The sequence below is a fragment of the uncultured Methylibium sp. genome, assembly GCF_902826655.1.
GTDB lineage: Bacteria > Pseudomonadota > Gammaproteobacteria > Burkholderiales > Burkholderiaceae_C > Methylibium.
The window spans coordinates 31559-54919 of the sequence record NZ_CADEFR010000012.1; the positions used below are offsets into that span (position 1 = coordinate 31559).

Below are 23361 nucleotides of genomic sequence, written 5' to 3' on the forward strand. Positions count from 1 at the left end.
GACATCACGACCATGAGACTGTTTCAGAACTCCGGGCTCTACCCCAGCTACGTTCCGCGCCTACGGGCCTTGGTCGCCTCAGGCGGCGCACGCAGCTTCGCCGACCAACGTCGCGTCTTCCTGTCCGACCGTTTCGGTGCCGCACACTTCCTGCAACCGGTACTGGCAGAGGAGTCTTCGGCCTTCTTCACCAATGCCGACGACGATGTCCTGCAGCAGACCTGGGCCCGCGAGCACGGCCTTCCGGCCGACACATCGACCGAAGACATTCTGCTGGCGCAGATCGAGCATCATCGGACCGAGGTTTTCTACAACCTCGACCCGATGCGATTTGGCAGCAGCTTCGTGCGCCGCCTGCCCGCCTCGGTCCGCTGCGCGATTGCCTGGCGTGCCGCGCCGTCACCCGGCGCGGACTTCGGCGCCTACCACCGCGTCATCTGCAACTTCCCGAGCATCCTGCGCAGCTACGAGGATCGCGGCTGGCGCGCCAGCTACTTCGCACCCGCGCACGACCCCGAGATGGATCTCTACGCCGCGAATGCGGATCGACCGGTCGATGTGCTCTTCGTCGGAGGCTACACGCGCCACCACCGCCGGCGTGCCGAAGTGCTGGAGGCCGTGAGTCGCCTCGCTTCGACGCATCGCGTCGTGTTCCACCTGGATCGCTCGCGCATGACGCGCTGGGCCGAGTCGCTGCCCGGCCGCTGCTTGCCGCTGGCCCGTCACCGGCGGCCGCGCGAGATCCAGGAAGTCACAGCCGAACCGGTGTTCGGCCGGGACCTGTATGCCGCACTGGGACAGGCCAAGATCGTGCTCAACGGCGCCGTCGACATGGCCGGGGCCGACCGAGGCAACATGCGTTGCTTCGAGGCGATGGGCTGCGGTGCTGCCATGGTGTCCGACACCGGCAACTACCCGCCAGGCATGGTCGACGGCGAGACGATGCTCTGCTACGAGTCTGCCGACGAGGTTGTGGCGTCGGTCCGGTCCTTGCTAGACGACATGCCACGACGCAGCTCGATCTCGCGGCGCGGTTCCGTGCTAGTGCGCGATGTTTACAGCAAGTCTTCGCAGTGGATGGCGTTCGTATCGATCGTGGGCTCGATCTCATGAAGACCCTAGCCCGTACTGCGAACTCGCTACTGTCGTTGCTACGCAACCGAGATTCCCGCGTTACGGTGGGTTCGACTAGTCGCATCAACTGGTGGCGGCTGGGCAAAGTACGAGGCCGACTGACGATCGGTGAGCAAGCGATCGTCCAGTGCCGCATCGACTTCGACAGCCCTGACGGCGAGGTGGTCGTCGGCGACCGGAGCTACATCGGTGCCAGCCACATCGTGTGTCATTCACGGGTGGAGATTGGTAACGACGTGATCATCTCGTGGGGTGTCACTGTCGTCGATCACAATTCGCACTCGTTGAACTGGCAGAAGCGACGGTACGACGTGACTGATTGGATGCAAGGACGCAAGAACTGGACAGACGTCGCCGTCGCACCCGTAAGCATCCAAGACAAGGTATGGATTGGCTTTGGTGCGGTAGTTCTCAAGGGCGTTTGCATTGGTGAAGGCGCTGTGGTCGGTGCTCACGCTGTTGTGACACGCGATGTCCAGCCATATACCGTCGTCGCCGGAAATCCTGCGCGACCGATCCGTCATCTTGAGAACCACGGCGGAGGCCTGCCGTGACGGTTCACTCACCCGATGCGTGGGAGCGCGCCGTTCTTTGGCTGCGCGCGCAATCCGATCGGCAAAGTCTGGTCCGCGACGCCTACTACGATGATCCGCTAATCGACGCGGCCACCCGCTACTGGCGCAGCAGCGAGTGGCAGGCCCTGCGCGCCTGGCTGCCGGCTGCAGTCGGCGCACGCGCGCTGGACGTGGGAGCAGGCCGTGGCATCGCGAGCTTCGCGCTCGCGCGCGACGGCTTTCAGGTCACGGCGCTGGAGCCCAACGCCAGCGATGTCGTCGGGGCAGGCGCCATCAGCGCGCTAGCCGCCGAAGCCGGCCTGCCAATCACGGTTGTGCAGGAAGCCTCCGAACGCCTGCCCTTCGACGACGCGAGCTTCGACCTGGTGTTTGCGCGCGCCGTGCTGCACCACACCCGCGACCTCGATGCCGCTTGCCGCGAGTTCCTGCGCGTGCTGCGGCCCGGCGGCCGGCTGGTCGCGGTGCGCGAGCACGTGATCTCGCACGACACCGACTTGCCGGCGTTCTTCGATGTGCACCCGCTGCACCACCTGTACGGCGGCGAGAACGCCTTCCGCCTGGAGCGCTACACCCAGGCCATCGCGAGCGCCGGCTTCTCGCTGCGGCGGGTGGTCGCGCCGCTCGATAGCGCCGTCAACCTCGCCCCGCACACGGCGGAGACGTTCAAGGCCGAGCTGGCCGCGCGCGCAACTCGGCGTGTCCCCGGTCTGCGCGGTCCGCTGTGTCTGGCCCTCGACCTGCCGGGCAGCTGGGCGCTGCTGCGGCGCATGTTGCGGCGCTTCGACCATCGGCCCGGGCGGCTGTACTCCTTTGTCGCGGAGCGCCCATGAGCAGTCCGATCGCATGGGTCACGGGCGCCCACGGCTTCATCGGCCGCCACGCGGCGCGCCAGTTGCAGGCGCTCGGCTACCGCGTGCTGGGCCTCGGCCATGGCGGCTGGCCGGCGGACCAGGCGGCGGCGTGGGGACTGTCGCACTGGATCAACGGCGACGTGTCCTCCAGCAATCTCCATGCGCTGCAGGCGATCGCCGGCCTGCCGGATTGCATCGTGCACTTGGCCGGTGGCTCGTCGGTCGGCGCTGCTGTGGCTCATCCGCGCGAGGACTTCGTCCGCACCGTCGCCGGGACCGTGGAGTTACTGGAGTGGATGCGGCTCGAGTCGCCGGCCTCGGCGCTGGTCGTCGTGTCGAGTGCGGCCGTCTACGGCGCCGGTCATGACGACTGCATCACCGAGTCGGCCGTGCTGCGGCCCTACTCGCCCTACGGCCACCACAAGCTGATGATGGAGCAGTTGTGTCGCTCCTACGGCGCGGCCTACGGCTTGCGCAGCGTGGTGGCGCGGCTGTTCTCGGTCTATGGGCCAGGCCTCAGCAAGCAGCTGCTGTGGGATCTGTGCAGCAAGCTGCGCAGCGGGCCAGCGACGATTGTCCTGGGCGGGCACGGCGACGAGCAGCGCGACTGGACCCACGTGCGTGACGTCGTGGCGGTCCTGCCGCGGCTCGCCGCGTTGGCCGACCGCGAGGTACCGACGCTGAATGTCGGTAGCGGCAGCGGAACGTCGGTGCGGCGCATTGCCGAACTCGTGCTCGCCTGCTGGGGGGGCGGGACGGCACCTGCGGCGCTGCAGTTCAGCGGCCAGGGAAGGCCGGGCGATCCTCGTCATCTGGTGGCCGATGTCGGCCGCCTGCAGCGCGCCGGTCTCGCATGCTCATCGCCCGTCGCCGACGGCGTGGCCGAGTACGTGGCCTGGTTCCGCAACGCGGCGGCGGACTGATGCGAGTCGCCTTCACGCTGATCGGCGGCAAGAACTGGACCGGAGGCTACAACTATCTGATGAACCTGCTGCGTGCCCTCGCGGAGCACGAGCCGGGGCGCCTGACGCCTGTCCTGATGGCCGGCGACAGCGTGCCTGCCGACGACCTCGCGCCGTTCGCGACCATCCCGGGCGTCGAGTTCGTCCGCTCGCCGCTCTTTGATGGGCGTCGTCGCCAGCTCGCCCTGCTTCGCGCGCTGAGCCTGGGCGGTGATGCGGAGCAGCAACGCCTGTTCGATGCCCAGAGCATCGACGTCCTGTTCGAGGCCGCGCAGTTCTTCGGCCGGCGCACACACCAGCCGGCGATCGCCTGGATCCCCGACTTCCAGCACCACCACCTGCCGCAGCTCTTCAGCCGCAGCGGCCTGTGGAAACGCGAGCTGGGCTTCCGGGCCCAGGTCGCCGCCGGTCGGACGATCATGTTGAGCAGCGAAGATGCCCGCGCCGACTGCGAGCGCTTCTACCCGCGCACCCGCGGGCGCACTTGCGTCGTGCGGTTCGCCGTGCCGCCGCCGGCGCCGATGGCCCGCCAGGTCGTGCTCGACGTGGCGCACCGGCACGGCCTGCCGGCGCACTACTTCTTCATGCCCAACCAGTTCTGGCAGCACAAGAACCATGCCCTGGTCGTCGAGGCGCTGGCCCTGCTGCGCGAGCGCGGACGCAGCGACATCGTCGTGGCGGCGTCGGGCCGCCAGGCCGACCCGCGCAGACCCTCGCATGTGCCTGCGCTGCAGGCGCGCATCGCGGCGCTCGGCGTCCGTGACCAGTTCCGCCTGCTGGGGCTACTGCCGCACGATCAGGTGCCGGCGTTGATGCAAGGCGCAGCGGCGCTACTCAATCCCTCGCTCTTCGAGGGATGGAGCACAACGGTCGAAGAGGCGCGCGCGCTGGGCGTGCCAATGCTGCTGTCCGACCTGGCGGTCCACCGCGAGCAAGCCGGCTCGGCGGCGCACTACTTTGACCGTCACTCAGCGGCATCGCTGGCCGATGCGCTGGTCGGCTTTCCCGTGCTCGATGCACGGGCGGCGGAGCGGGCAGCCGCTGGAGCGCGGGATGCGGCGACGGCTCGTGTGCGCGACTTCGCAGCAGCGTTCGCCGAACTGGTCGAAGCCACCGCTCGTCGCCGCCTTGCCGCATGAAGGTCAGCGTCATCACTGTCTGCCGCAACAGCGCCGCCACCATCGGCGACACGCTGCGCTCACTGGCCGCCCAGACCCACGCGGAGCTCGAACATCTTGTGATCGATGGGGCCTCAACCGACGGCACGCAGGATCTGGTGAGGTCGCTCGGCACGCGCTACACCGTGCTGGTGTCAGAGCCAGACCGCGGCATCTACGATGCGATGAACAAGGGGCTGCGCCTGGCCACCGGCGACTGTGTGGGCTTCCTCAACGCCGACGACATGCTGGCCTCGCCCGAGGCGCTCGCACGGATCGCGCAAGCCGCAGCCGGCTCGCACATCGTCTACGGCGACCTCGAGTACCTGGGGGTGACGACCGGCCGCGTGGTACGGCACTGGCGCTCCGGTCACTATCGCCGCGACCGCCTGCGCTACGGTTGGATGCCGCCTCACCCCACCTTTTACGTCAAGCGCGACCTGCCAGCGGTCGCCCAGGGTTTCGACACAACGCTGAGCATCGCCGCGGACTACGACTTCATGACGCGCTGCCTGCTGCAGCCCGGCATCGCGATCTCCTACGTACCCGAGGTGCTGGTGCGCATGCGACTGGGCGGCGCCAGCAATGCAAGCGCGCGCGGCATGCTGCGCAAGAGCCGTGAGGACTTGCTGGTGATGCGTCGTCACGGCCTCGGCGGCTGGTTCACGCTGGCCAGCAAGAACCTGCGCAAGCTGCCGCAGTTCGTGCAGCGGAGCTGAGATCGCTCAGCGACGGCCCGCAGAGTCCGCGTCGATGCCGAGGACATCCAGCACGCCAGCATTCGATGTCGGCAGCACGAGCGGCAACTCCGCAGGTGCCGCCACGATCAGCGGCACTCGGTATGGCTGGGCGTAGCGGGCCGGGCGCTCGCATCGATGACCATACCCCTCCCCGCAGTTCGGCATCGCCCGCAAAGGATGGTCGGCGAAGATAACGAGCCGGAAACGCCCCGGAAAGCGCTCCTGCAGTCGGCGCGCCGCGCTCTCGACAAGCTTCGCTGCGAGCGCGAGGTTGAGTTCGTAGGCCTCGGCCAGCGAAGGCAGTGCCTGCTCGCTGGCCGGCAGATGAGGCAGCGGGAGATGCGCGTAGAGATCGCCGCCTTCCGACCAGAAAGGGGCCTGGTCGAACGCGGAGATCAATCGAGCACGCAGGGCAAGCTCTCGCGCACGGTCATCGATGACGCAGTCGGCGCGTCCCGGCAAGCGACGCCGAGCTGCGCATCGAAGAGCTTCGAACTGGTCGCTCCAAGTGGGCGCGGCGCGCGTGTCGAGACAGGTCCGCCATCCTTGCATCGCGCAGTAGGGATGATGGATGCCGATCAGGTCGACATCCGGGCGACCGACGCCGACCCGTGCGAAGTCGACGCTGCGCGAGCGAGCGCACACGGCAGTCAGACTGCATGGCGCGGTCGCGGGCCCCATGCGAGCTCGAACGATGATGCTCGGCAGCACGTCGAGCGTGTTGTCGCCCGCTGGCTCGAGCGCATGGACTGCTGTCCACAAGCCGGCTTCCCGCAGCGGTTGCACCAGGCCCTCGGCTGCCCCGAACGACGTTTCGTCGAGCAGCAACCACACGGTGGGCACGCGAGCGTCCGCGGCGACCGGCGGCAGGAAAGCGCGCTTCTCGGCGCCCAGCCATCCACCGGCTGGCGCCGCCAGAAAGAACAGCAGGCCGCCAGCCGTCAGCGCGATCCGGAGCCTCGGCCAGGCGCGCTGGATCCACGCTGCAGAGAGACCGGCTGCCAGAGCGCCGGTAACCATAGCGGCGATCAGCAGTCCTGCAATAGGGCTGCGCGCGAGCGTCCCGCCAGTTGCGACGACACCGGTGAAGAATGTAACGGCCGCGACAACCAGTCCTCGTCCGCAGCGGCTCGCAGAGCGATCGCTCACGGACAACAGCAGCACCGCAGGTAGCAGCATCGAGGCCGACAGGACGATGGCAAGAAAGCCGGCGGAGTTGTTCTGGTAGTACAGCCGCGCCCAGATCGACGAGGACAGCGTCGCCAGCAGCAGCGCGAACACCGGCGGCAAGTCTGCGAGCCGATGCAAGCGAGCCATGCTCATGCCAAGCTCAACAGGACCAGCGTCCGCTCGCAGGCCGGCAGGGCTTGCTCATGCTCGACCACAAAGCCCGCTTGCACGAACGCCTGGCGCTGCGCTTCGATGCCGAAGTCCGCCGGCTCCCGCCGCCGCTGCCCGCACAGCAGCCGCAACTGCGGATCCTCCTCACCGATGAACTCGACGATCAGCCAGCGCCGCGACCAGCGTGCGGCCAGCGCGGCGACCTGCGGCAGCGGCACGGCGGCGGCGATCGCCAGGTGGTGGATCAGGGCCAGCATCAGCACCACGTCGAAGCGGCCTTCGGCACGCTGGGCCAGGCCCGGATGCTCCTCGCCCGCCCAGCCGCGCCCGCCGGTCAGGTCGTCGAGCGGCGCCACCAGCGGGTGCAGGCGCGCATCGTCCGGCGTCGCCAGGAACAGTCGCTGGATGCTGTCGTGGTCGGCGTCGATGGCCACGACCTGCGCGCCCGCCGCCAGCGCCAGGCGCGAGAACTCGCCGGTGTTGCAACCCAGGTCGGCGACCCAGGACGGCGCGGTCTGCCGCAGCCACTGCGCCACGAGTTGCCGCTTGGCGTCCAGGCTCGCGTCGCCGTAGTGCGTGCGGTCGGCCTCGTAGTTCTGCCAGCCTGCGCCCGCCGGGGGCCGCGGGCGCGCGCCCTGCAGCATCCACTCGAGCGTGGCGTGCAGTCGGTTGCGGAACGCCGCGATGCGCTCGGCCGGGCGCTGGCCATCGCGGGCCACCGCATCGAGCGCGACCGCGGGCTCGGAGCGGCCCTCGGCCATCAGCGGCCAGTAGCGGGTCAGGAAGCGCGTCGGTCCTAGCAGGTCGCGGGCGACCTCGGGCGGCACGCCGTCGCGCCAGGCCTTGAACGTGGCCCCCGACGGCAGGCCGCGGCGATGCGCCAGCACCAGCGGCAACAGGAAGTGCCGCGCGAACTGGCCGGCGGCCCACCAGCGGCGGTCGGCCAGCGGCTCGAAGGACATCAGGTCGCAGAACACCGGGCGCGTGCCGGCGAAGACGATGTTCCACGCCGACGCGTCCTTCAGGTCGTAGCCGCCGGCCACCGCCTCCTGCTGCAGCTGCAGGGTCAGGCGCGCGGCCTCGAAGAGCTGCGCATCGCTCCACTCGTAGGGATGGGTGACGAAGGGCAGGCGCTCGGCCACCACCGTCCGGTCGTCGCGCAGCTCGAAGGGAACCAGCCGACCGTCGCCGACCCAGCGCGCCGCCAGCGCGGAGCGCAGGAAGTGGTCTGCCGGCAGCGGCTCGCGCGTGTGCCTCAGGACATGGGCGGGCGCGAACTCGATCGCCGCGTCCGGATCCCTCATCGCCGGAAGAGGCGCTCGAACAGGCGCTTGATGGCCTGCCAGGGGTTGCGCATGAAGACCAGCACCGCGCCGACGGCGGCGATGAGGCCCTGCCACAGCAGCATGCCCGTGCCGGGGTCGACGTAGGCGTGGGCCGTCGCGGGCTGGCAGAGCACGGCCAGAAGCAGCAGGCAGAGACGAAGGTTCACGGTGGGCATCGAAGCAGGCGCGTTTGCCAGGAGCGGGGCGGTCGTGTTCCCGTCATCGTGGCGTCACGGATTCTCGCATTGCGATCGTCCCTTCGACCGACGTCTCGCGGTACTCGCCGACCACAGCCATCAGGTGCGCCCGCACGCCCGCGTCGTCGGGGACCGGGGTCGCATGCAGCCAGTCCACCAGATCGGCCGGGCTGCCGGACGGTACATCGAGGCGCGCAATCCGCAGCTGCGCAAACGCCGTGGGCAAGGTCGTGTCGGCGTCCGCGAGCAGCTCCTCGTAGAGCTTCTCGCCGGGCCGCAGGCCGCTGAACACGATCTCGATGTCCTGCGGGCCGTGCCCCGCCATCCGGATCAGGTCGCGCGCCAGGTCGACGATCTTCACCGGCTCGCCCATGTCCAGCACGAGCACCTGACCGGTCTCGCCGATCGCGGCGGCCTGCACCACCAGGCGCGCGGCCTCGGGGATGGTCATGAAGTAGCGGGTGATCTCGGGGTGGGTCACGGTGACCGGTCCGCCCCTGGCGATCTGCTCCTTGAACTTGGGGATCACGCTGCCGCTGGAGCCCAGCACGTTGCCGAAGCGCACGGCCATGAAGCGCGTGCCCGTGTGTTCCTTCGCCAGCTGGCTGATCACCATCTCGGCGGCGCGCTTGGTGGCGCCCATCACGTTGGTCGGGTTCACGGCCTTGTCGGTGCTGATCAGCACGAAGCGCCCGACGCCCGCCTCGGCGCTGGCCAGCGCGGCGTGCCAGGTCCCCAGCGTGTTGTTCTGCAGCGCGGCCCAGGCGTTGTGCTCCTCCATCAGCGGCACGTGCTTGTAGGCCGCAGCGTGGAAGACGACCTGCGGCCGCCAGCGCTGCATCACCTGGCGCAGGTGCTCGAGGTTCTTCACGTCGCCGATCAGGCGCACGAGCTCCAGCCCCGGGAAGCGTTCGCCGAGCTCCTGCTCGACGGTGTAGAGGTTGAACTCGCTCTGTTCCAGCAGCACCAGCCGCTCGGGCCGGTAGCGCGCGACCTGGCGGCACAGCTCGCTGCCGATGCTGCCGCCGGCGCCGGTGATCAGCACCGTGCGGCCGCGCAGGCAGTCGGCGATGCCCGCCTCGTCCAGCAGCACCGGCTCGCGGCCCAGCAGGTCGTCGGGCTCGATGTCGCGCACGCGGCTCACCGTGGCGCCGTCCAGCAGCTCCTGCGCCGACGGCACCGTGAGCACCGGCCGCCCGACGCTGGCCGCCAGATCGAAGACGCGACGCCGCGCCGCGCCGCGCACCGAGGGCATCGCGACGATCACGTGCGTGATGCCCTGCAGCAGTGCCAGCTCGGCCAGCCGGTCCAGGGTGCCCAGCACCGGCACGCCGCCGATGCGGCCGCGCTGCTTGGCCGGGTCGTCGTCGAGCAGACCCGCCACGACCCAGCCCTGGTGCTGGATGCCGGCCAGCAGCAGCCGCGCGGCGTCGCCGGCGCCCAGCACGATCGCGCGGCGCGTCTCGCTGGCGCTGCCGGAGATCTGCGCGCGCATGTGCTCGTAGAGCATGCGGTAGCCGATGCGCACGCTGGCCAGGCCCATCAGCGTGATCACCGGGTGCAGCGCCAGCACCGCGCGCGGCACCTCGCGCAGGCCGGCCAGCATCACCACCGCCGCGGCCAGCGCGCCGGCCAGCGTGCAGGCGATCGTCAGCCGCTTGACCTCGCCGAACCCCGAGAAGCGCCACATGCCGCGCGGCACGCCGAGCAGCGCGAACACCGCCAGGTAGAGCGCGACGATGCCCAGCAGCACCCAGCCGTCGTAGGCCGGCCGCGCGCTGATCCAGCGCTCGAAGCCCAGGCGGAACAGGTAGGTGAACTGCCAGCAGGCCGCGACGACGAGCGCGTCGATGGCCAGCGACAGCGGCTGGCGCTGCGGACGCAGCCGCGTCAGGAAGGCGTCGAGCCGCTGCCAGGACTGCATGCCGTTCATCGACGGGCCTGCGGCGCCTTGGACGGCGGCGTGCCGGCGGGCTGCGCGGCCATCAGCATGGCGATGGTGCGCACGATCAGCCGCAGGTCGCTCCACAGCGTCGCGCGGTCGATGTAGTCGGCCGACAGGCGCAGCTTCTCGGGCAGCACCTGCTCGGCGTAGGCGCGCTGCGGGTCGGGCGCGGCCGCCAGCAGCGCGGCCTCGTCGCGAAACGCCAGCGAGGCCGGGTCGACGATGCCCGGCCGCACCGACAGCACGCGCTCGCGCAGGGCCGCCGGATACAGCGCCACGAACTCCGGCACTTCGGGCCTCGGTCCGACCAGGCTCATGTCGCCGCGCAGCACGTCGATCAGCTGCGGCAGCTCGTCCAGCCGCGTGCGGCGCAGCCAGACGCCGCTGCGCGTGATGCGCGGGTCGGCACCGACGGTCAGCGGCGGGCCGCCAGCATCGGCCACCATGGTGCGCAGCTTGTGGATGCGAAACGCCTGCCCGCCGCGCCCCACGCGCCGCTGGCGAAAGAACACCGGCCCCGGCGAGTCGCGCTTGATCAGCAGTGCCAGTACGGCGAGCCAGGGCGCCAGCAGCAAGAGGCCGAGCGCGGCACCCAGCAGGTCGAAGGCTCGCTTGGCCATCGCGCTTCGGGCCATCGCGCGCTCAGTCGCGAGCGACGAGCGCGTGGCGCACGGCATGCACCACGCGGTCGACGTCGGCCTCGCCCATCTTCGGATAGATCGGCAGGCTCAGCATGCGCTCGTAGGCGTGCTGGCTGTGCGGGAACTGCTCGGCACGCAGGCCGTAGCGCTCGCGCCAGTAGGGATGCAGGTGCAGCGGGATGTAGTGCACGCTGACGCCGATGCCCAGCGCGAACAGGCGCTCGATGTAGCGGTCGCGCGCCACGCCGGCGTCGTCGGCCAGGCGCAGCACGTAGAGGTGCCAGGCGTGGGTCTCGCCGTCGGGCGCGTCGGGCGGGGCCAGCACGGGCAGGCCCGCCATCGCCTCGCGGTAGCGCCGGGCGACGGCCTCGCGGGTCTCGCGGAACTCGCGCGCCCGCTTCAGCTGGTGGATGCCCAGCGCCGCGGCGATGTCGGTCAGGTTGTACTTGAAGCCCGGCGCGACGATCTCGTAGGCCCAGGCCGGCGCGGTGGACGTGAAGCGATCGAAGGCGTCGCGGCTGATGCCGTGCAGGCGCATGACCTTCATGCGCTTCACCAGGTCGGCATTGCGCGACACCACCATGCCGCCCTCGCCGGTGGTGATGGTCTTGTTGGCGTAGAAGCTGAAGACCGTCGCGTCGCTGCCCAGGGTGCCGACCAGCGCGCCGCCGTGCGTGGCGGGCAGCGCGTGGGCCGCGTCCTCGACGACCTTGAGGCCGTGGCGCCGCGCGATGGCGAGGATCTCGTCCATCGGCGCGGCCAGGCCGGCGTAGTGGACCGGCACGATGGCGCGGGTAGCGGGCGTGATGGCCGCCTCGACCCGCGCCGGGTCGATGTTGAGCGTCGCCGGGTCGATGTCGACCAGCACCACGTCGGCGCCGAGGTAGCGCACCACCTCGGCGGTGGCGGTGAAGGTGTGCGTGGTGGTGATGACCTCGTCGCCGGGGCCGATGCCCAGGCCTTCCAGCGCCAGGTGCAGGCCGGCGGTCGCCGAGTTGACGGCCACCGCCTCGAGCGAGGCATCGCCGAGGAAGGCCGCGAAGTCCTGCTCGAAGCGCCGCGCCTTGGGCCCGGTCGTGACCCAGCCGGAGCGCAGCGTGTCGACGACCTCGGCGATCTCGGCTTCGCCGATCTCGGGCAGGGCGAAGGGCAGGAAGGGACGATCGCTCACGCCGGGCTCGGCACGGACGGGCGGCCGATGCAGTGGTACTCGATGCCGAACTGCGCCATCAGCGCCGGCTCGAACAGGTTGCGCCCGTCGAACACCAGCGGCTGGCGCAGCGTGCCGCGGATGGTCTCGAAGTCCGGCGTGCGGAATTCCTTCCACTCGGTGACGATGACCAGCGCGTCGGCGCCCTCCATCGCCGCGACGGCCGAGTCGGCATAGCGCAGGCCGGCCTGGCCCGGCATCGCCTTGCGCGCCTCGTCCATCGCCACCGGGTCGTAGGCGACGATCTCGGCGCCCAGCGCGGTCAGGCGGTCGATCAGCACGCGGCTGGGCGCCTCGCGCATGTCGTCGGTGCCGGGCTTGAAGGCCAGGCCCCACAGGGCCAGGCGCTTGCCGGCCAGCTGGCTGCCGAGGCGCGCGATCACCTTGTCGGCCAGCACCTGCTTCTGGCGCTCGTTGACGGCCTCGACCGCACCCAGCAGTTGCAGCTCGTGGCCGGCCTCGCCGGCCGACCGGATCAGCGCCTTGACGTCCTTGGGGAAGCAGGAGCCGCCGTAGCCGGCCCCGGCGTAGAGGAAGTGCGTGCCGATGCGCGGGTCGCTGCCGATGCCCTGGCGCACCAGCTCGATGTCGGCGCCCACCGCCTCGGCGACGCGCGACAGGTCGTTCATGAAGCTGATGCGCGTGGCCAGCATGGCGTTGGCGGCGTACTTGGTGAACTCGGCGCTCTTGATGTCCATCACCATCACGCGGTCGCGGTTGCGCACGTAGGGTGCGTAGAGCGCACGCATCAGCAGGATGGCGCGCTCGTCGTCGGCGCCGATCACCACGCGGTCCGGGCGCATGAAGTCGGGCACGGCGGCGCCCTCCTTCAGGAACTCGGGGTTGCTGACGATCGCGAAGTCGAGCTCGAGCCCGCGGGCCGCCAGCGCCGCGGCGATGGTCGCGCGCACCTTCTCGCCGGTGCCGACCGGCACGGTGCTCTTGTCGATCACGACCTTGTAGTCGGTCATGCGCTCGCCGATCGTCCGCGCCGCGGCCAGCACGTACTGCAGGTCGGCCGATCCATCCTCGCCGGGCGGCGTGCCGACCGCGATGAACTGCAGCGTGCCGTGCGCCACGGCGCGATCGACGTCGGTGGTGAACTCCAGGCGCTTGGCGCCCGCGTTGCGGCGCACCACTTCCTCGAGGCCGGGCTCGTGGATGGGGATGCCGCCGCCGTTCAGCAGCGCGATCTTGCGCGCGTCGACGTCGAGGCAGACCACGTGGTTGCCCATCTCGGCCAGGCAGGCGCCGGTGACCAGGCCGACGTAGCCGGTGCCGATGACGGTGATCTTCATGACGGGGATCCCTCGATGACGGTTAGGTTTTCTGGAGCCAGCACAGCCGGTGGGTGCGCAGCAGCGGCAGCAGGTTCAGCAGTCCCGGCAGGCCGGGGTGGAGCCGGCCGGCGGCCCGCGCCAGCGGCGGCGCCAGGGTGAGGCGCCGCACGGTGCAGCGCGCCTGCGGAAACAGCGCTCGCCAGCGCGACGCGCTCACGGCGCGGACATCGGCATTGCCCGGATTGTCCACCGCGAAGTCGTAGGCCAGCACCCCCCCGCCTGGGCGCACCCAGCGCCACATCGCTGTCGCGAGCTGGTGCTGGACCGCATCGTCCAGCAGGGACGAGAAGACCGTGAAGGCCAGCACGGCGTCCTGGCTGGCGTCAGGCAGCGGCGCCGCGATCGCGTCGCCCTCGATCAGGCGGGCGGCCGGCGGCAGCACGGCGCGCGCCGCGATCACGCGCTCGGGCAGCAGCTCCAGGCCGGTCACGCGGCCCGGCTCGGCGCCCAGCCGCAGCAGGTCGAGCAGGTTGCCGCCGCCGCCGCAGCCGACCTCGAGCAGGTCGCGCCCGGCGAGGCCGGCCCAGCCGTGGGCGCGCCACAGCGCCAGCATCGCGCGCTGGCGCTCCTGGTGGGCCTGCAGCGCGGCGGCATCGAAGAGGCTGTAGCGACGCGCATCCGCGTCGGCGTCGCGACGCGCGTAGCGCTCCGCGACCGCCTGGGCCTCGCGCTCGGCCGGGTCGCTCATCGCGTCAGCGCTCCGAAGGCCGGTGACGGGCGCGCGCGCACCAGCACGTCGAACCAGCCGCGCAGCGTGCCCAGGCCGTAGCCGCCGTGGTAGGCCGCGATCACCGCCGGCAGGCGCGGCAGCAGGTCCATGCCGGCCTCGCGCGCGACGGCCCACGAGCAGGCCGCGACGAACAGCGCATAGAGCGCCAGCAGCTCGGCCAGCGCCAGCCAGGCCAGCGGCCAGGCCAGGCCCAGCAGCGCCAGCAGGCCGCAGGCCCCGACCAGCAGCCCCGGCACCAGCTGCCGCAGCGACGCCGCGCGGCCATGCTTGCGCATCACGAAGGGCTTCCAGTAGCCGTACTGCAGCTGCTGGCGGAACAGCGCCGCGAGGCTGTCGCGCGGGCGGTAGCTCGAGCGGATGCGCGCGCTCTGCCACACCAGCGCACCGGCACGGGCCAGGCGCAGGTTGTGCTCGTCGTCCTGGTTGCGGACCAGGCTCTCGTCGAAGGGGCCGTGGCGGTCGAAGCTGGCGCGCGGCCAGCAGCCGAGGTAGACCGTGTCGACCGGCCCTTCGTAGGCCAGGTCGCGCGAGCGCGCACCGCCGGCGATCCAGCGACTCTGGAAGGCCGCGGCGATGGCCCGCTGCATGCCGCCCTCGCCTGCGGCCCGCCACGGGCCGCCGACGTTGGCGGCGCCGCTGCGCGCGAGCGCCGCCAGGCATTCGGCGATGTAGTCGTCGGCGTAGGTCGTGTGCAGGTCCATGCGCACGATGACCGCGCCGCGCGACTGTTCGAGGCAGCGGTTGAGCCCGCTGGAGACGATGCGCCCGGGGTTGTCGACCAGCCGGAAGCGCGCATCGGCGCGGCAGCGCTGGGCCAGGGCCTCGCGCGTGCCGTCGTCGCTCTGGCCGTCGGCGACCAGCACCTCCATCTGCACGCCGGGCGGCAGGCGCTGCGCGGCGACGGCGTCGCAGAAGGCCAGCACGTGGCCGCGCTCGTTGCGGCAGGGGGCGATGACGCTGACGATCGTCATCATGCGACGGGCGCCGGTGCCTTGAGCCTGAGCGAGTCGTACAGCACCGCCATGCGGTCCATCTGCACGCGCCGCGACGCGCGGTGCTCGGCCCAGCGGCGGTTGCGCTCGCCCTGGGACTTGGCCAGGGCCGGGTCGTCGTGCAGGCGCAGCAGCGCGGCGGCCAGCGCGTCGACGTCGCGCGGCGGCACCAGCAGGCCGGCGTCGGCGTCCAGCCACTGGCGGTTGGCCGGCAGCTCGCTGGCGATGACGGGCAGGCCGCAGGCCATCGACTCCAGCAGCGACACCGAGGTCGCGTCGCTGCTGGGCACGCTGACCGACACGCGCGAGCGCTGCAGCATGGCGATCATCGATGCATCGCCGACGCGGCCGAGGAAGCGCACGCTGTCGCCGAGCTGCAGCTCGGCCGCCAGGGCCTTCAGCGCGGCCTCGTCGGGCCCGCCGCCCATCAGGTGCAGCACGGCGTTCGCCTGCGGACGCTCGGCGCGCAGGCGCGCGAAGGCGCGCAGCACGGTCGCGATGTTGTAGTTGGGCTCCCAGGCGCGCAGGCTGGCGATCTCGAAGCCGGGCGCCGGCTTCGCGGGACGGAAGCGCTCGGTGTCGGCGCCCCACAGGATCTCCTCGCAGCGCGCCGTCGTGCCGTAGGCGCGGATCGCCGCGATGACGTCCTGCGAGTCGGCGGTGACCAGGCGGGCGCGCTTGAGCGACCAGCCGACCAGCGCCGCCATCGCGCCGCCGCGCAGGCCGGGCTCGCGCGGCGTGACCAGGATGTCCGAGCCCCAGGCCGTCAGCACCACCGGCGTCTCGGGTCCCGGCGAACAGCTGGCCGCCCACAGTCCGTAGGAGGTGACGTAGTGGCCGTGCACCCACTGGGGCGCGAGGCGCCGGGTGAGGCGGTGCACCTCGGGCAAGGCCAGCAGCCAGCCGGCGGCGTCGGCGCCGGGCCGCACGGCGATCACCTCGCGCGCGCCGGGCACCGGGGCCGGCCGGCGTGTCGCCACGACGCAGTCGTAGCCGCGGCCGGCGATCTCGCGCACCCAGCGCTGGGTGTGGACGCTGCTCGCGTCGGCGAAGAACAGGATGAGCTTGTTCACGCCCCGCGCACCCAGGCCTCGTAGGCGGCTCGCGCCTCGGGGTCGTAGTCGCCGGCGTGGCGCTCGATCCAGGCGCGGTCGAGCTCGCGGGTGTCGCCGACCACGCGGGCCGGCTGGCCCTCGACCACGGCGAAGTCCGGCACCTCGCCCGCGACGTAGCTGTAGGCCTTGACCAGCACGCCGCGGCCCAGCCGCGTGCCGGGCGCGATCGTGCTGTGCGGGCCGATGAAGCTCCAGGCCCCCAGCACCACCGGCTCGCGCTGCAGGCCGGCCGGTGCGTCGTGGCCCCAGTAGCGTTCGCGCTCGAGGCGCAGCGCGCGGTGGCTGGAGTGGGTCAGCACCGACACGTGGTTGGTGACTTGGCAGCCCTCGTCGATGCGCAGGCCGCCGGAGGCGTCGATGAAGTTGAACTGGCCGATGAAGACGTGGTCGCCCAGCTCGAGCGCGCCGCGCGCCTCGACGTGCGTGTGCGTGCCGATGCGGCTGTGCACGCGCAGGCTGCCGTCGGCGCTGCGCTGGCCATAGACCATGCGCGGCGCCACGAGGCGCTGCCACCCGTCCGCGAGGAGTCGCTTCAAGCCCTTCATGCCGGCCGCGATTGTCGCGTGGCGCCCGGCCACAGCAGCCCGCGCCAGCCCAGGCCGGCGTCACGCAGGAACAGCGCGAGCGCCAGCGCGATGGCCAGCGTGTACGCGACCGAGGTGGCCAGCGCCGCGCCGGCGGCGCCATAGCGCGGGATGCCCCAGGCGGCGATCGCGATCGTCAGGCCCAGCGACAGGCCGGCCACCGCGGCCGACCACTGCGGCAGCCCGCGGTGGTTGGTGTAGTAGGCCGACAGGCTGGACGCCGCCGCGTAGCCCGCCACGCCCGGCAGCAGCAGCGCGAGCGGCAGCAGGGCGCCCTGGTAGGCCGGCCCCAGCACCGCGGGCAGGGCGGCGTGCGCGCCGGCGTAGAGCAGCGGCGCCGCCACCAGCGTGGCCAGCAGGTTGACGCGCACCGCGCGCAGCGTGGTCAGCGCGGCCTGGTCGGCGTCGGGTGCGCCGATGCGGTGGTAGGCCGAGATCGTGACCGACGAGGACAGCAGCCACAGCAGCTCGGCCACCTGCACCGCCACCGAGTAGACGCCGGCTTCGGCCAGCCCGCTGTGGCGCTCCAGCATGAACAGCGTGGCGCGGTAGTTCAGCAGGCTGACGACGTTGGTCGCGCCGATCACGACGACGAAGCGCCACTGCTTCCTCAGGGCGCTGCCGTCGGCGGGCGCCCAGCCGGCCTCGCGCGACGCCGCGGCCCCGGTGCCCAGGCCGACCAGGGTCTTGCCGACCACCCAGGCCGCCAGCACGGCCAGCACCGGCGCCGGCCCGAACTGCTGCAGCACCGTCAGCGCCGCCAGCACCAGCAGCGGCGCCGCCACCTGCGGGAGGTTGAGCGGGCCCATGCGGCCCTGCCCCAGCCACAGGCCGCTGGCGGTGGGCACCCACAAGAGCAGCGGCGCGGCGAGCGCCAGCAGCCAGAGGTGGCGGTAGGGCTCGGTCTCGGCCACCGTCGACACCGCCAGCAGCACTGCACCTGCCGCCAGCCCCAGCACGAAGGCCGCGCGCAGCAGCGCGCCCAGCAGCGGCGCCGGCTCGGCCTGGCGGTGCGAGATCTCGCGGGCCAGCAGCAGGCCCAGGCCCGAGAACAGCGTCAGCAGCAGCGACTCGAAGGCGACGAACAGCGCGAAGGCCCCCTGCACCTCGGGCCCGAAGCGCGCCACCGTGACCAGGATCGCCAGGCCCAGCAGCACCGTGGCCACGCGTGCCGCCAGGTTGAGGGCGGCACCACGGGCGAGGGGCTGGGGCAGCATGCGGTCGGCGGCGGGAAGCGGGTCGTCGATTGTCGGCGAGCCGGCGCCGGTGGCGGCCCGCGCGAGCCCGGTCCCTAGAATCGCGGGTCCGCCGCGGCAGCACGTGCCCGGCCCCGCAGGAAACCCGATGAGCCCCACGCCCCCTCCGCCGCCGCCCGCCGACGACAACCAGCTGATCGCCGAGCGCCGCGAGAAGCTGGCCGCGCTCCGTGCCCAGGGCGTGGCCTTCCCCAACGACTTCAAGCCGCGCGACCACGCCGCCGACCTGCACCGCCTGCACGAGGGCAAGACGCCCGAGGAACTGGAGGCGCATCCGCTGCCTGCCAGCGTCGGCGGCCGCATGATGTTGAAGCGCGTGATGGGCAAGGCCTGCTTCGCGACGCTGCAGGACGGCTCGGGCCGCATTCAGCTCTACATCACATCGGACGCTGTCGGGCCCGAGCAACTGGCCGAGTTCAAGCACTGGGACCTGGGCGACATCCTCGGTGCCGAGGGCACGCTCTTCAAGACGCGCACCGGCGAGCTGTCGATCAAGGTCTCGTCGGTGCGCCTGCTGACCAAGAGCCTGCGGCCGCTGCCGGACAAGTTCCACGGCATGGCCGACCAGGAGCTGAAGTACCGCCAGCGCGAGGTCGACCTGATCATGGACGAGGCCTCGCGCGAGCGCTTCCGCGCGCGCAGCAAGGCCGTCAGCTCGATCCGCCAGTTCATGGTCGAGCACGGCTTCCTGGAAGTCGAGACGCCGATGCTCCATCCCATTCCCGGCGGTGCGAACGCGCGACCCTTCACGACCCACCACAACGCGCTGGACCAGCAGATGTTCCTGCGCATCGCGCCGGAGCTCTACCTCAAGCGCCTGGTGGTCGGCGGCTTCGAGCGGGTGTTCGAGATCAACCGCAACTTCCGCAACGAGGGCGTGTCGGTCCGGCACAACCCCGAGTTCACGATGATGGAGTTCTACGCCGCCTGGTGGAACTACCACGACCTGATGGACTACACCGAAGCCATCCTGCGCCACGCCGCGCGCAAGGCCGTCGGCACGGCACAGCTCAGCTACGGCGGCCAGCCGGTCGACCTGGAGGCGCCGTTCGCGCGGCTGTCGGTGCGCGACTCATTGGTCCGGCACGCCGGCCTGAGCGAGGCCGAGGCCGGCGACGCGGCGGTGCTGCGCGCCAGGCTCAGGAGCCACGGCGAGGAGCCGCCCGCACGCTTCGGCCTGGCCGAGCTGCAGTTCGCGCTGTTCGAGGCCGAGGTCGAGGAGAAGCTCTGGCAGCCGACCTTCATCATCGACTACCCCGTCGAGGTCTCGCCGCTGGCCCGCGCGTCCGACGCCAATCCGGCGATCACCGAGCGCTTCGAGCTCTTCATCACCGGCCGCGAGTTCGGCAACGGCTTCTCCGAGTTGAACGACCCCGAGGACCAGGCCGCGCGCTTCAAGGCCCAGGCCGACAACAAGGACGCGGGCGACGAGGAAGCGATGCACTACGACGCTCCCTACATCCGGGCCCTGGAGCACGGGCTGCCGCCGACCGGCGGCTGCGGGATCGGGATCGATCGGTTGATCATGCTGTTGACGGATGCGCCCAACATCCGGGATGTGATCCTGTTTCCGGCCTTGCGGCGGGAAGGCTGACGCTAGGGCCTGCTGCCCGGGCTGCGACGCGCGGGTCTCGCCCCGCGGGCGAGTCACTTTCATTTGCTGGCCCAAATGAAAGTAACCAAAGCAAAGGGCCTGAACGCCAGCCATTTGGGTTGAGCGGATCGATCGCTGCGCTCCGGACTTCTGCGCACCGCGGCTCGCCCGCGAGGGGCTCGAACATTTCTGTTGTTGAAGGACGAGGGCACTCTCGGCGCTCACTCGTCCAAGGCCGCTGCCTGGTTGGACGATCGGTGCTTCGGACCAGCGCCGTCTGTGCAAGGCCGCGGTGTTCGAGCCCCTCGCGGGCGAGCCGTGGCGTGCCACCGAACGGAGCGCAGCGATCGAGACCTCAGTCCAGATGTCTGGCGTTCGAGGCTCTTTCTTTGCCTACTTTCTTTGAGCCAGCAAAGAAAGTAGGTCGCCCGCCGGGCGAGACCGGCGCGCCCTCCCGCGGCCAGCGGACATCAGCTGTCGCGCTCAGCGATGCTTGAACTGCGGCTTGCGCTTGTTCACGAAGGCATCCATGCCTTCCTTCTGATCCTCGGTCGCGAACAGGGAGTGGAAGAGCCGCCGCTCGAACCACACGCCCTCGGCGAGCGGTGACTCGTAGGCGCGGTTGACGCACTCCTTGGCCGCCAGCAGGCTGGGCAGCGACAGGCTGCAGATGGCGTCGGCTGCGGCCTGCGCCTCGGCCAGCAGTCGCTCGGCCGGCACGACGCGCGACACCAGGCCGCTGCGCTCGGCCTCGGCGGCGTCCATCATGCGGGCCGTCAGCACCAGGTCCATCGCCTTGGCCTTGCCCACGGCACGCGGCAGGCGTTGCGTGCCGCCGGCGCCGGGGATCACGCCGAGCTTGATCTCGGGCTGTCCGAACTTGGCGGTCTCGGCGGCGATGACCAGGTCGCACATCATCACCAGCTCGCAACCGCCGCCCAGCGCGAAGCCGGCCACCGCGGCGATGACCGGCTTGCGCACCATACGGATCTGCTGCCAGTTGCGGGTGATGTAGTCGCTCTTGTAGACGTCCATGTAGCTGTAGCCGGCCATCGCGCCGATGTCGGCGCCGGCCGCGAAGGCCTTCTCGTTGCCGGTGATGACCATGCAGCCGACGCTCTCGTCGGCGTCGAAGGCCTTCAGCGCATGGCCCAGCTCGTCCATCAGGTGATCGTTCAGCGCGTTCAGCGCCTTCGGGCGGTTCAGCGTGATCCACGCGGTCTTCAGCGGGGCGTCGCCGCGCAGCTCGGTCAGCAGGTTCTCGTAGGTGGCGTTCATCGCGGTCCTCGTGGCTTCCAAAAGACTGTACCCGGCGCGATACAGACCCCTCGACGTGTGCGAAAAGTCGCAGGAATTCAGTTACATTTCGACGCGGCAATCCTGGAGGCTTTCCCCGGACGTCGATGAGCAAGCCCGGCTCCCGCAACTCCCGCGCCGAACAGATCGCGCGCGCCTATCGCAAGACCGACAGCGGTCTTCGAGAGATCGCCAGCCGCGCTCACCGCCTCGGTCACTGGATGCGCTTCGCGCTGATCATGGTCAATGGCCGGCGCACCGAATCCGAGCTGTCGTCGCTGATCGGGCACTCGGGACCCGACACCCTGCGCGAGCTGGTCGAGCTGGGCCTGATCGAGCCGGTGCCGGCCACCGACTCGCCGACCACCGTGCAGGGCGACGTCGAGCCGGTGCTGTTCGTCCCGCTGGAGCTGGCCCGGGCGCGCGGGCTGGTGTGGATCGCCGAGGAGTTCGGCCACAAGGGCGCGCCGCTGACGCGCCGCCTGACGCGCGCCGAGACGCTGGCCGAGCTGCACCACGCGCTGGCGCTGACCGAGCGCTTCCTGCGTCGCATCCAGGGCACGCAACGCGCCCACCAGTTCCAGCGCGAGGTCGGCCTGCGGCCGATGCACTGAGTGCGTGAGTGCGCGGCAGCAACAACGGTCCGTGACGAAGCGTGCTTTTTTGCGTTCGAGACGGCCCTCGCGCCGTCGCCATGTACGCCGTCTCACATAGCTTGCGTTAGTCTTACGACATAGAAGAAGACGTTGGGACATGAGCACGACCTACCGCAAGACGGAACTGGGCCAGGCCGAGATCGCCACGCGCGCCATGAAGCTGGTGCCGCGGCTTCGCCAGGCGCTGATCCTGGTGGACGGCAAGCGCAACGACGACGAACTGCGCAAGCTGATCCCTGCGCCGGCCGACGAGGCCTTGCAGGCGCTGCTCGAGCAGGGCTTCATCGAGATGAGCGCCGTCACGGCCGTTCACGTGCCGCTGCCGGAGACGCCCGCCGCGCCGGTGGTCGCCGCCGTGGTACTGACGCTCGACGAGATGCGCCGGCGCGCCGTGCGCTGGCTGAGCGGCGCGCTCGGCCCCTACGCCGACCCGCTGAACATCCGCATCGAGAAGGTCAAGACCGACGAGGACATGCGCAAGGCGCTGGCGCTGGCGGCGAACTTCGTCGCGCAGCAACTGGGCTCGGGCAAGGTCGCCGAGTTCGAGCAGCACCTCGGCCTGCCGCCGGGCAGCACCTCGGGCGGCTGAGCCTCAGCGCGCCGGCCCGGCCTGCTGCGGCAGCCGCTCGATCATCAGGTCGATGTACTGCTCCGGCCCCTGCCGGATCACGATGCGCACCGGCAGGTACTGCAGGCTGGGCGCGAACCAGGTCTCGATGCTGAGCGCGCTCGCGTCGCCCAGGCGCTGCGGGCGCAGGTGCCAGGTCGGCAGGGCGCCGAAGGGCGTCGCGAGCTCCTCCTCGCCGACCACGTCGTAGACCCAGACGTCGACGCGCCGCGCCAGCGCCAGCGGCAGCTCGATGCGCGCGCCGGGCTGCAGCTGGTGCGCACCGATGCCGAACAGATAGCTCAGCTGCACGAACTGGCTGGCGGTGTCCTGCACCGCTGGAAGCGTCGGCACGCGCTGGCCGCTGGCCAGCGTCACGCCGTCGTCATCGAAACCCAGCGTGACGCGGCGCGGGCGACCGAAAGCCAGCTGCGTCTCCTCGTCGTAGCGGCGCGGCACCAGGCCCTGCGGCGTCAGCTCGCCGTCGCTGCTCATGCGACGCTGCATCAGCGGCGCCGCCGAGGGGCCGACGACCACGTCGAGGTGCACCTGGTAGCGCGACCCCTCGCGCAGCCACTCGACGCGGGCGCTGCCGTGGACTTCGCCGCGCACGTAGCCGCCGAGCGAGTAGCTCAGGCGCGTCGAGGCCGGCCACTCGAAGGCCGGCGCACTGGCCGCGGGCGCCGTCGCGGCGGGCGTCGTGTCGGCGGCACTGGCGGCGGCGAGTTCGGGGGACGACGCCGCGGCGGCCGGCGGCAGCTCGGCCACCGTCGGCAGCGCCGGCTCGACGGGTGTCGGCGACGGAGCGTCGCTCGCCACGGCCTCGACCGGCGGCGGGAGCTCGGGCGCCGAGGCCGCCTCGGCCGGCGGGCGCGCCGCGGCACGACGCGGCGACCGCGCCGGGGCCGCCGGCGTGTCGGGAGGTGCGGCAGGCAGCAACTCGCGCACGAACACCGCCTGCAGCCGCGGCGGTGCGGTGGCCGCCTGGACCGCGCCTTCGCGCCAGGCCGAGAAGCGTTCGGCCAGCAGTCCGTGCAGCAGCAGCGAGGCCAGCACGAGCAGCGCGAAGGCGCCGCGGCGCCGGGCGCTGGCGGGACCCGCGCCCTTCATCAC

At 71.2% G+C, this 23361-nt stretch carries 23 protein-coding genes; 9 read left to right on the forward strand and 14 right to left on the reverse strand.

The annotated features are described in order from the left end of the window. Positions 1 to 12: 12 nt before the first annotated feature. The 6 genes from QZV97_RS07545 to QZV97_RS07570 are packed head-to-tail and all read left to right on the forward strand — an operon-like array spanning position 13 to position 5398. On the forward strand, positions 13 to 1113 hold the full coding sequence (locus QZV97_RS07545; RefSeq protein ID WP_295640763.1) for a glycosyltransferase: 1101 nt from the start codon (positions 13 to 15) through the stop codon (positions 1111 to 1113). After that, positions 1110 to 1688: an acyltransferase gene (locus QZV97_RS07550; protein WP_295640766.1), complete on the forward strand. Its 579-nt coding sequence runs from the start codon at positions 1110 to 1112 to the stop codon at positions 1686 to 1688. Before QZV97_RS07545 ends, QZV97_RS07550 begins: the two co-directional genes overlap by 4 nt. Continuing rightward, positions 1685 to 2539, forward strand: coding sequence for a class I SAM-dependent methyltransferase (locus QZV97_RS07555; protein WP_295640768.1), 855 nt, complete (start codon positions 1685 to 1687; stop codon positions 2537 to 2539). The genes QZV97_RS07550 and QZV97_RS07555 overlap by 4 nt, the downstream gene beginning before the upstream one ends. Further along, positions 2536 to 3483 carry an NAD(P)-dependent oxidoreductase gene (locus tag QZV97_RS07560; protein ID WP_295640770.1) on the forward strand — a complete coding sequence of 316 codons (948 nt, stop codon included), beginning with the start codon at positions 2536 to 2538 and terminating at the stop codon, positions 3481 to 3483. Before QZV97_RS07555 ends, QZV97_RS07560 begins: the two co-directional genes overlap by 4 nt. After that, positions 3483 to 4661, forward strand: a complete 1179-nt coding sequence (locus tag QZV97_RS07565) for a glycosyltransferase family 1 protein (protein WP_295640772.1) — start codon at positions 3483 to 3485, stop codon at positions 4659 to 4661. Before QZV97_RS07560 ends, QZV97_RS07565 begins: the two co-directional genes overlap by 1 nt. After that, positions 4658 to 5398: a glycosyltransferase family 2 protein gene (locus QZV97_RS07570; protein ID WP_295640774.1), complete on the forward strand. Its 741-nt coding sequence runs from the start codon at positions 4658 to 4660 to the stop codon at positions 5396 to 5398. The genes QZV97_RS07565 and QZV97_RS07570 overlap by 4 nt, the downstream gene beginning before the upstream one ends. Before the next feature lie 6 nt (positions 5399 to 5404). Here QZV97_RS07570 and QZV97_RS07575 read toward each other — a convergent pair whose 3' ends face one another. The 12 genes from QZV97_RS07575 to QZV97_RS07630 are packed head-to-tail and all read right to left on the reverse strand — an operon-like array spanning position 5405 to position 18056. Next, the gene (locus QZV97_RS07575) at positions 5405 to 6742 is read right to left on the reverse strand and encodes a hypothetical protein (RefSeq protein ID WP_295640776.1); all 1338 of its coding nucleotides are present in this window, start codon (positions 6740 to 6742) and stop codon (positions 5405 to 5407) included. Next, positions 6739 to 8064, reverse strand: coding sequence for a class I SAM-dependent methyltransferase (locus tag QZV97_RS07580; protein WP_295640778.1), 1326 nt, complete (start codon positions 8062 to 8064; stop codon positions 6739 to 6741). The genes QZV97_RS07575 and QZV97_RS07580 overlap by 4 nt, the downstream gene beginning before the upstream one ends. Next, positions 8061 to 8252, reverse strand: a complete 192-nt coding sequence (locus tag QZV97_RS07585; protein ID WP_295640780.1) for a hypothetical protein — start codon at positions 8250 to 8252, stop codon at positions 8061 to 8063. Before QZV97_RS07585 ends, QZV97_RS07580 begins: the two co-directional genes overlap by 4 nt. 52 nt (positions 8253 to 8304) lie before the next feature. Beyond that, positions 8305 to 10206: a nucleoside-diphosphate sugar epimerase/dehydratase gene (locus QZV97_RS07590; RefSeq protein ID WP_295640782.1), complete on the reverse strand. Its 1902-nt coding sequence runs from the start codon at positions 10204 to 10206 to the stop codon at positions 8305 to 8307. 5 nt (positions 10207 to 10211) lie between these two features. Then, on the reverse strand, positions 10212 to 10847 hold the full coding sequence (locus QZV97_RS07595) for a sugar transferase (RefSeq protein ID WP_295640861.1): 636 nt from the start codon (positions 10845 to 10847) through the stop codon (positions 10212 to 10214). A gap of 22 nt (positions 10848 to 10869) precedes the next feature. Further along, complete coding sequence (locus tag QZV97_RS07600; RefSeq protein WP_295640784.1) at positions 10870 to 12039, reverse strand: DegT/DnrJ/EryC1/StrS family aminotransferase; 1170 nt, start codon at positions 12037 to 12039, stop codon at positions 10870 to 10872. Then, complete coding sequence (locus QZV97_RS07605) at positions 12036 to 13376, reverse strand: UDP-glucose/GDP-mannose dehydrogenase family protein (protein WP_295640786.1); 1341 nt, start codon at positions 13374 to 13376, stop codon at positions 12036 to 12038. Before QZV97_RS07605 ends, QZV97_RS07600 begins: the two co-directional genes overlap by 4 nt. A 22-nt stretch (positions 13377 to 13398) precedes the next feature. After that, the gene (locus QZV97_RS07610; protein WP_295640788.1) at positions 13399 to 14106 is read right to left on the reverse strand and encodes a class I SAM-dependent methyltransferase; all 708 of its coding nucleotides are present in this window, start codon (positions 14104 to 14106) and stop codon (positions 13399 to 13401) included. Continuing rightward, positions 14103 to 15119 (reverse strand): glycosyltransferase family 2 protein, encoded by a 1017-nt coding sequence (locus QZV97_RS07615; protein ID WP_295640863.1) that lies wholly within the window; start codon positions 15117 to 15119, stop codon positions 14103 to 14105. Before QZV97_RS07615 ends, QZV97_RS07610 begins: the two co-directional genes overlap by 4 nt. Beyond that, the gene (locus QZV97_RS07620) at positions 15119 to 16213 is read right to left on the reverse strand and encodes a glycosyltransferase (protein WP_295640790.1); all 1095 of its coding nucleotides are present in this window, start codon (positions 16211 to 16213) and stop codon (positions 15119 to 15121) included. Before QZV97_RS07620 ends, QZV97_RS07615 begins: the two co-directional genes overlap by 1 nt. Next, positions 16210 to 16800 carry an acyltransferase gene (locus QZV97_RS07625; RefSeq protein WP_295640792.1) on the reverse strand — a complete coding sequence of 197 codons (591 nt, stop codon included), beginning with the start codon at positions 16798 to 16800 and terminating at the stop codon, positions 16210 to 16212. Before QZV97_RS07625 ends, QZV97_RS07620 begins: the two co-directional genes overlap by 4 nt. Then, positions 16797 to 18056, reverse strand: a complete 1260-nt coding sequence (locus QZV97_RS07630; RefSeq protein ID WP_295640794.1) for a teichoic acid transporter — start codon at positions 18054 to 18056, stop codon at positions 16797 to 16799. The genes QZV97_RS07625 and QZV97_RS07630 overlap by 4 nt, the downstream gene beginning before the upstream one ends. Positions 18057 to 18183: 127 nt before the next feature. On the opposite strand from QZV97_RS07630, the gene lysS reads away from it, so the two are divergent. Then, positions 18184 to 19689, forward strand: coding sequence for a lysine--tRNA ligase (gene lysS, locus QZV97_RS07635; protein WP_295640795.1), 1506 nt, complete (start codon positions 18184 to 18186; stop codon positions 19687 to 19689). 483 nt (positions 19690 to 20172) lie between these two features. Here lysS and QZV97_RS07640 read toward each other — a convergent pair whose 3' ends face one another. Beyond that, positions 20173 to 20967: an enoyl-CoA hydratase gene (locus QZV97_RS07640; protein ID WP_295640797.1), complete on the reverse strand. Its 795-nt coding sequence runs from the start codon at positions 20965 to 20967 to the stop codon at positions 20173 to 20175. A 125-nt stretch (positions 20968 to 21092) separates the two neighbouring features. Here QZV97_RS07640 and QZV97_RS07645 point away from each other — a divergent pair, with 125 nt between their 5' ends. Next, a complete protein-coding gene (locus QZV97_RS07645) occupies positions 21093 to 21599 on the forward strand; it encodes a hypothetical protein (protein ID WP_295640799.1) in 507 nt (168 codons plus the stop codon). Positions 21600 to 21738: 139 nt separating this feature from the next. Next, positions 21739 to 22230 carry a hypothetical protein gene (locus QZV97_RS07650; protein ID WP_295640801.1) on the forward strand — a complete coding sequence of 164 codons (492 nt, stop codon included), beginning with the start codon at positions 21739 to 21741 and terminating at the stop codon, positions 22228 to 22230. Between the two features lie 3 nt (positions 22231 to 22233). Here the strand turns inward: QZV97_RS07650 and QZV97_RS07655 are convergent, their stop codons facing one another. Beyond that, positions 22234 to 23358: a DUF3108 domain-containing protein gene (locus tag QZV97_RS07655; protein WP_295640803.1), complete on the reverse strand. Its 1125-nt coding sequence runs from the start codon at positions 23356 to 23358 to the stop codon at positions 22234 to 22236. Positions 23359 to 23361 lie beyond the last annotated feature (3 nt).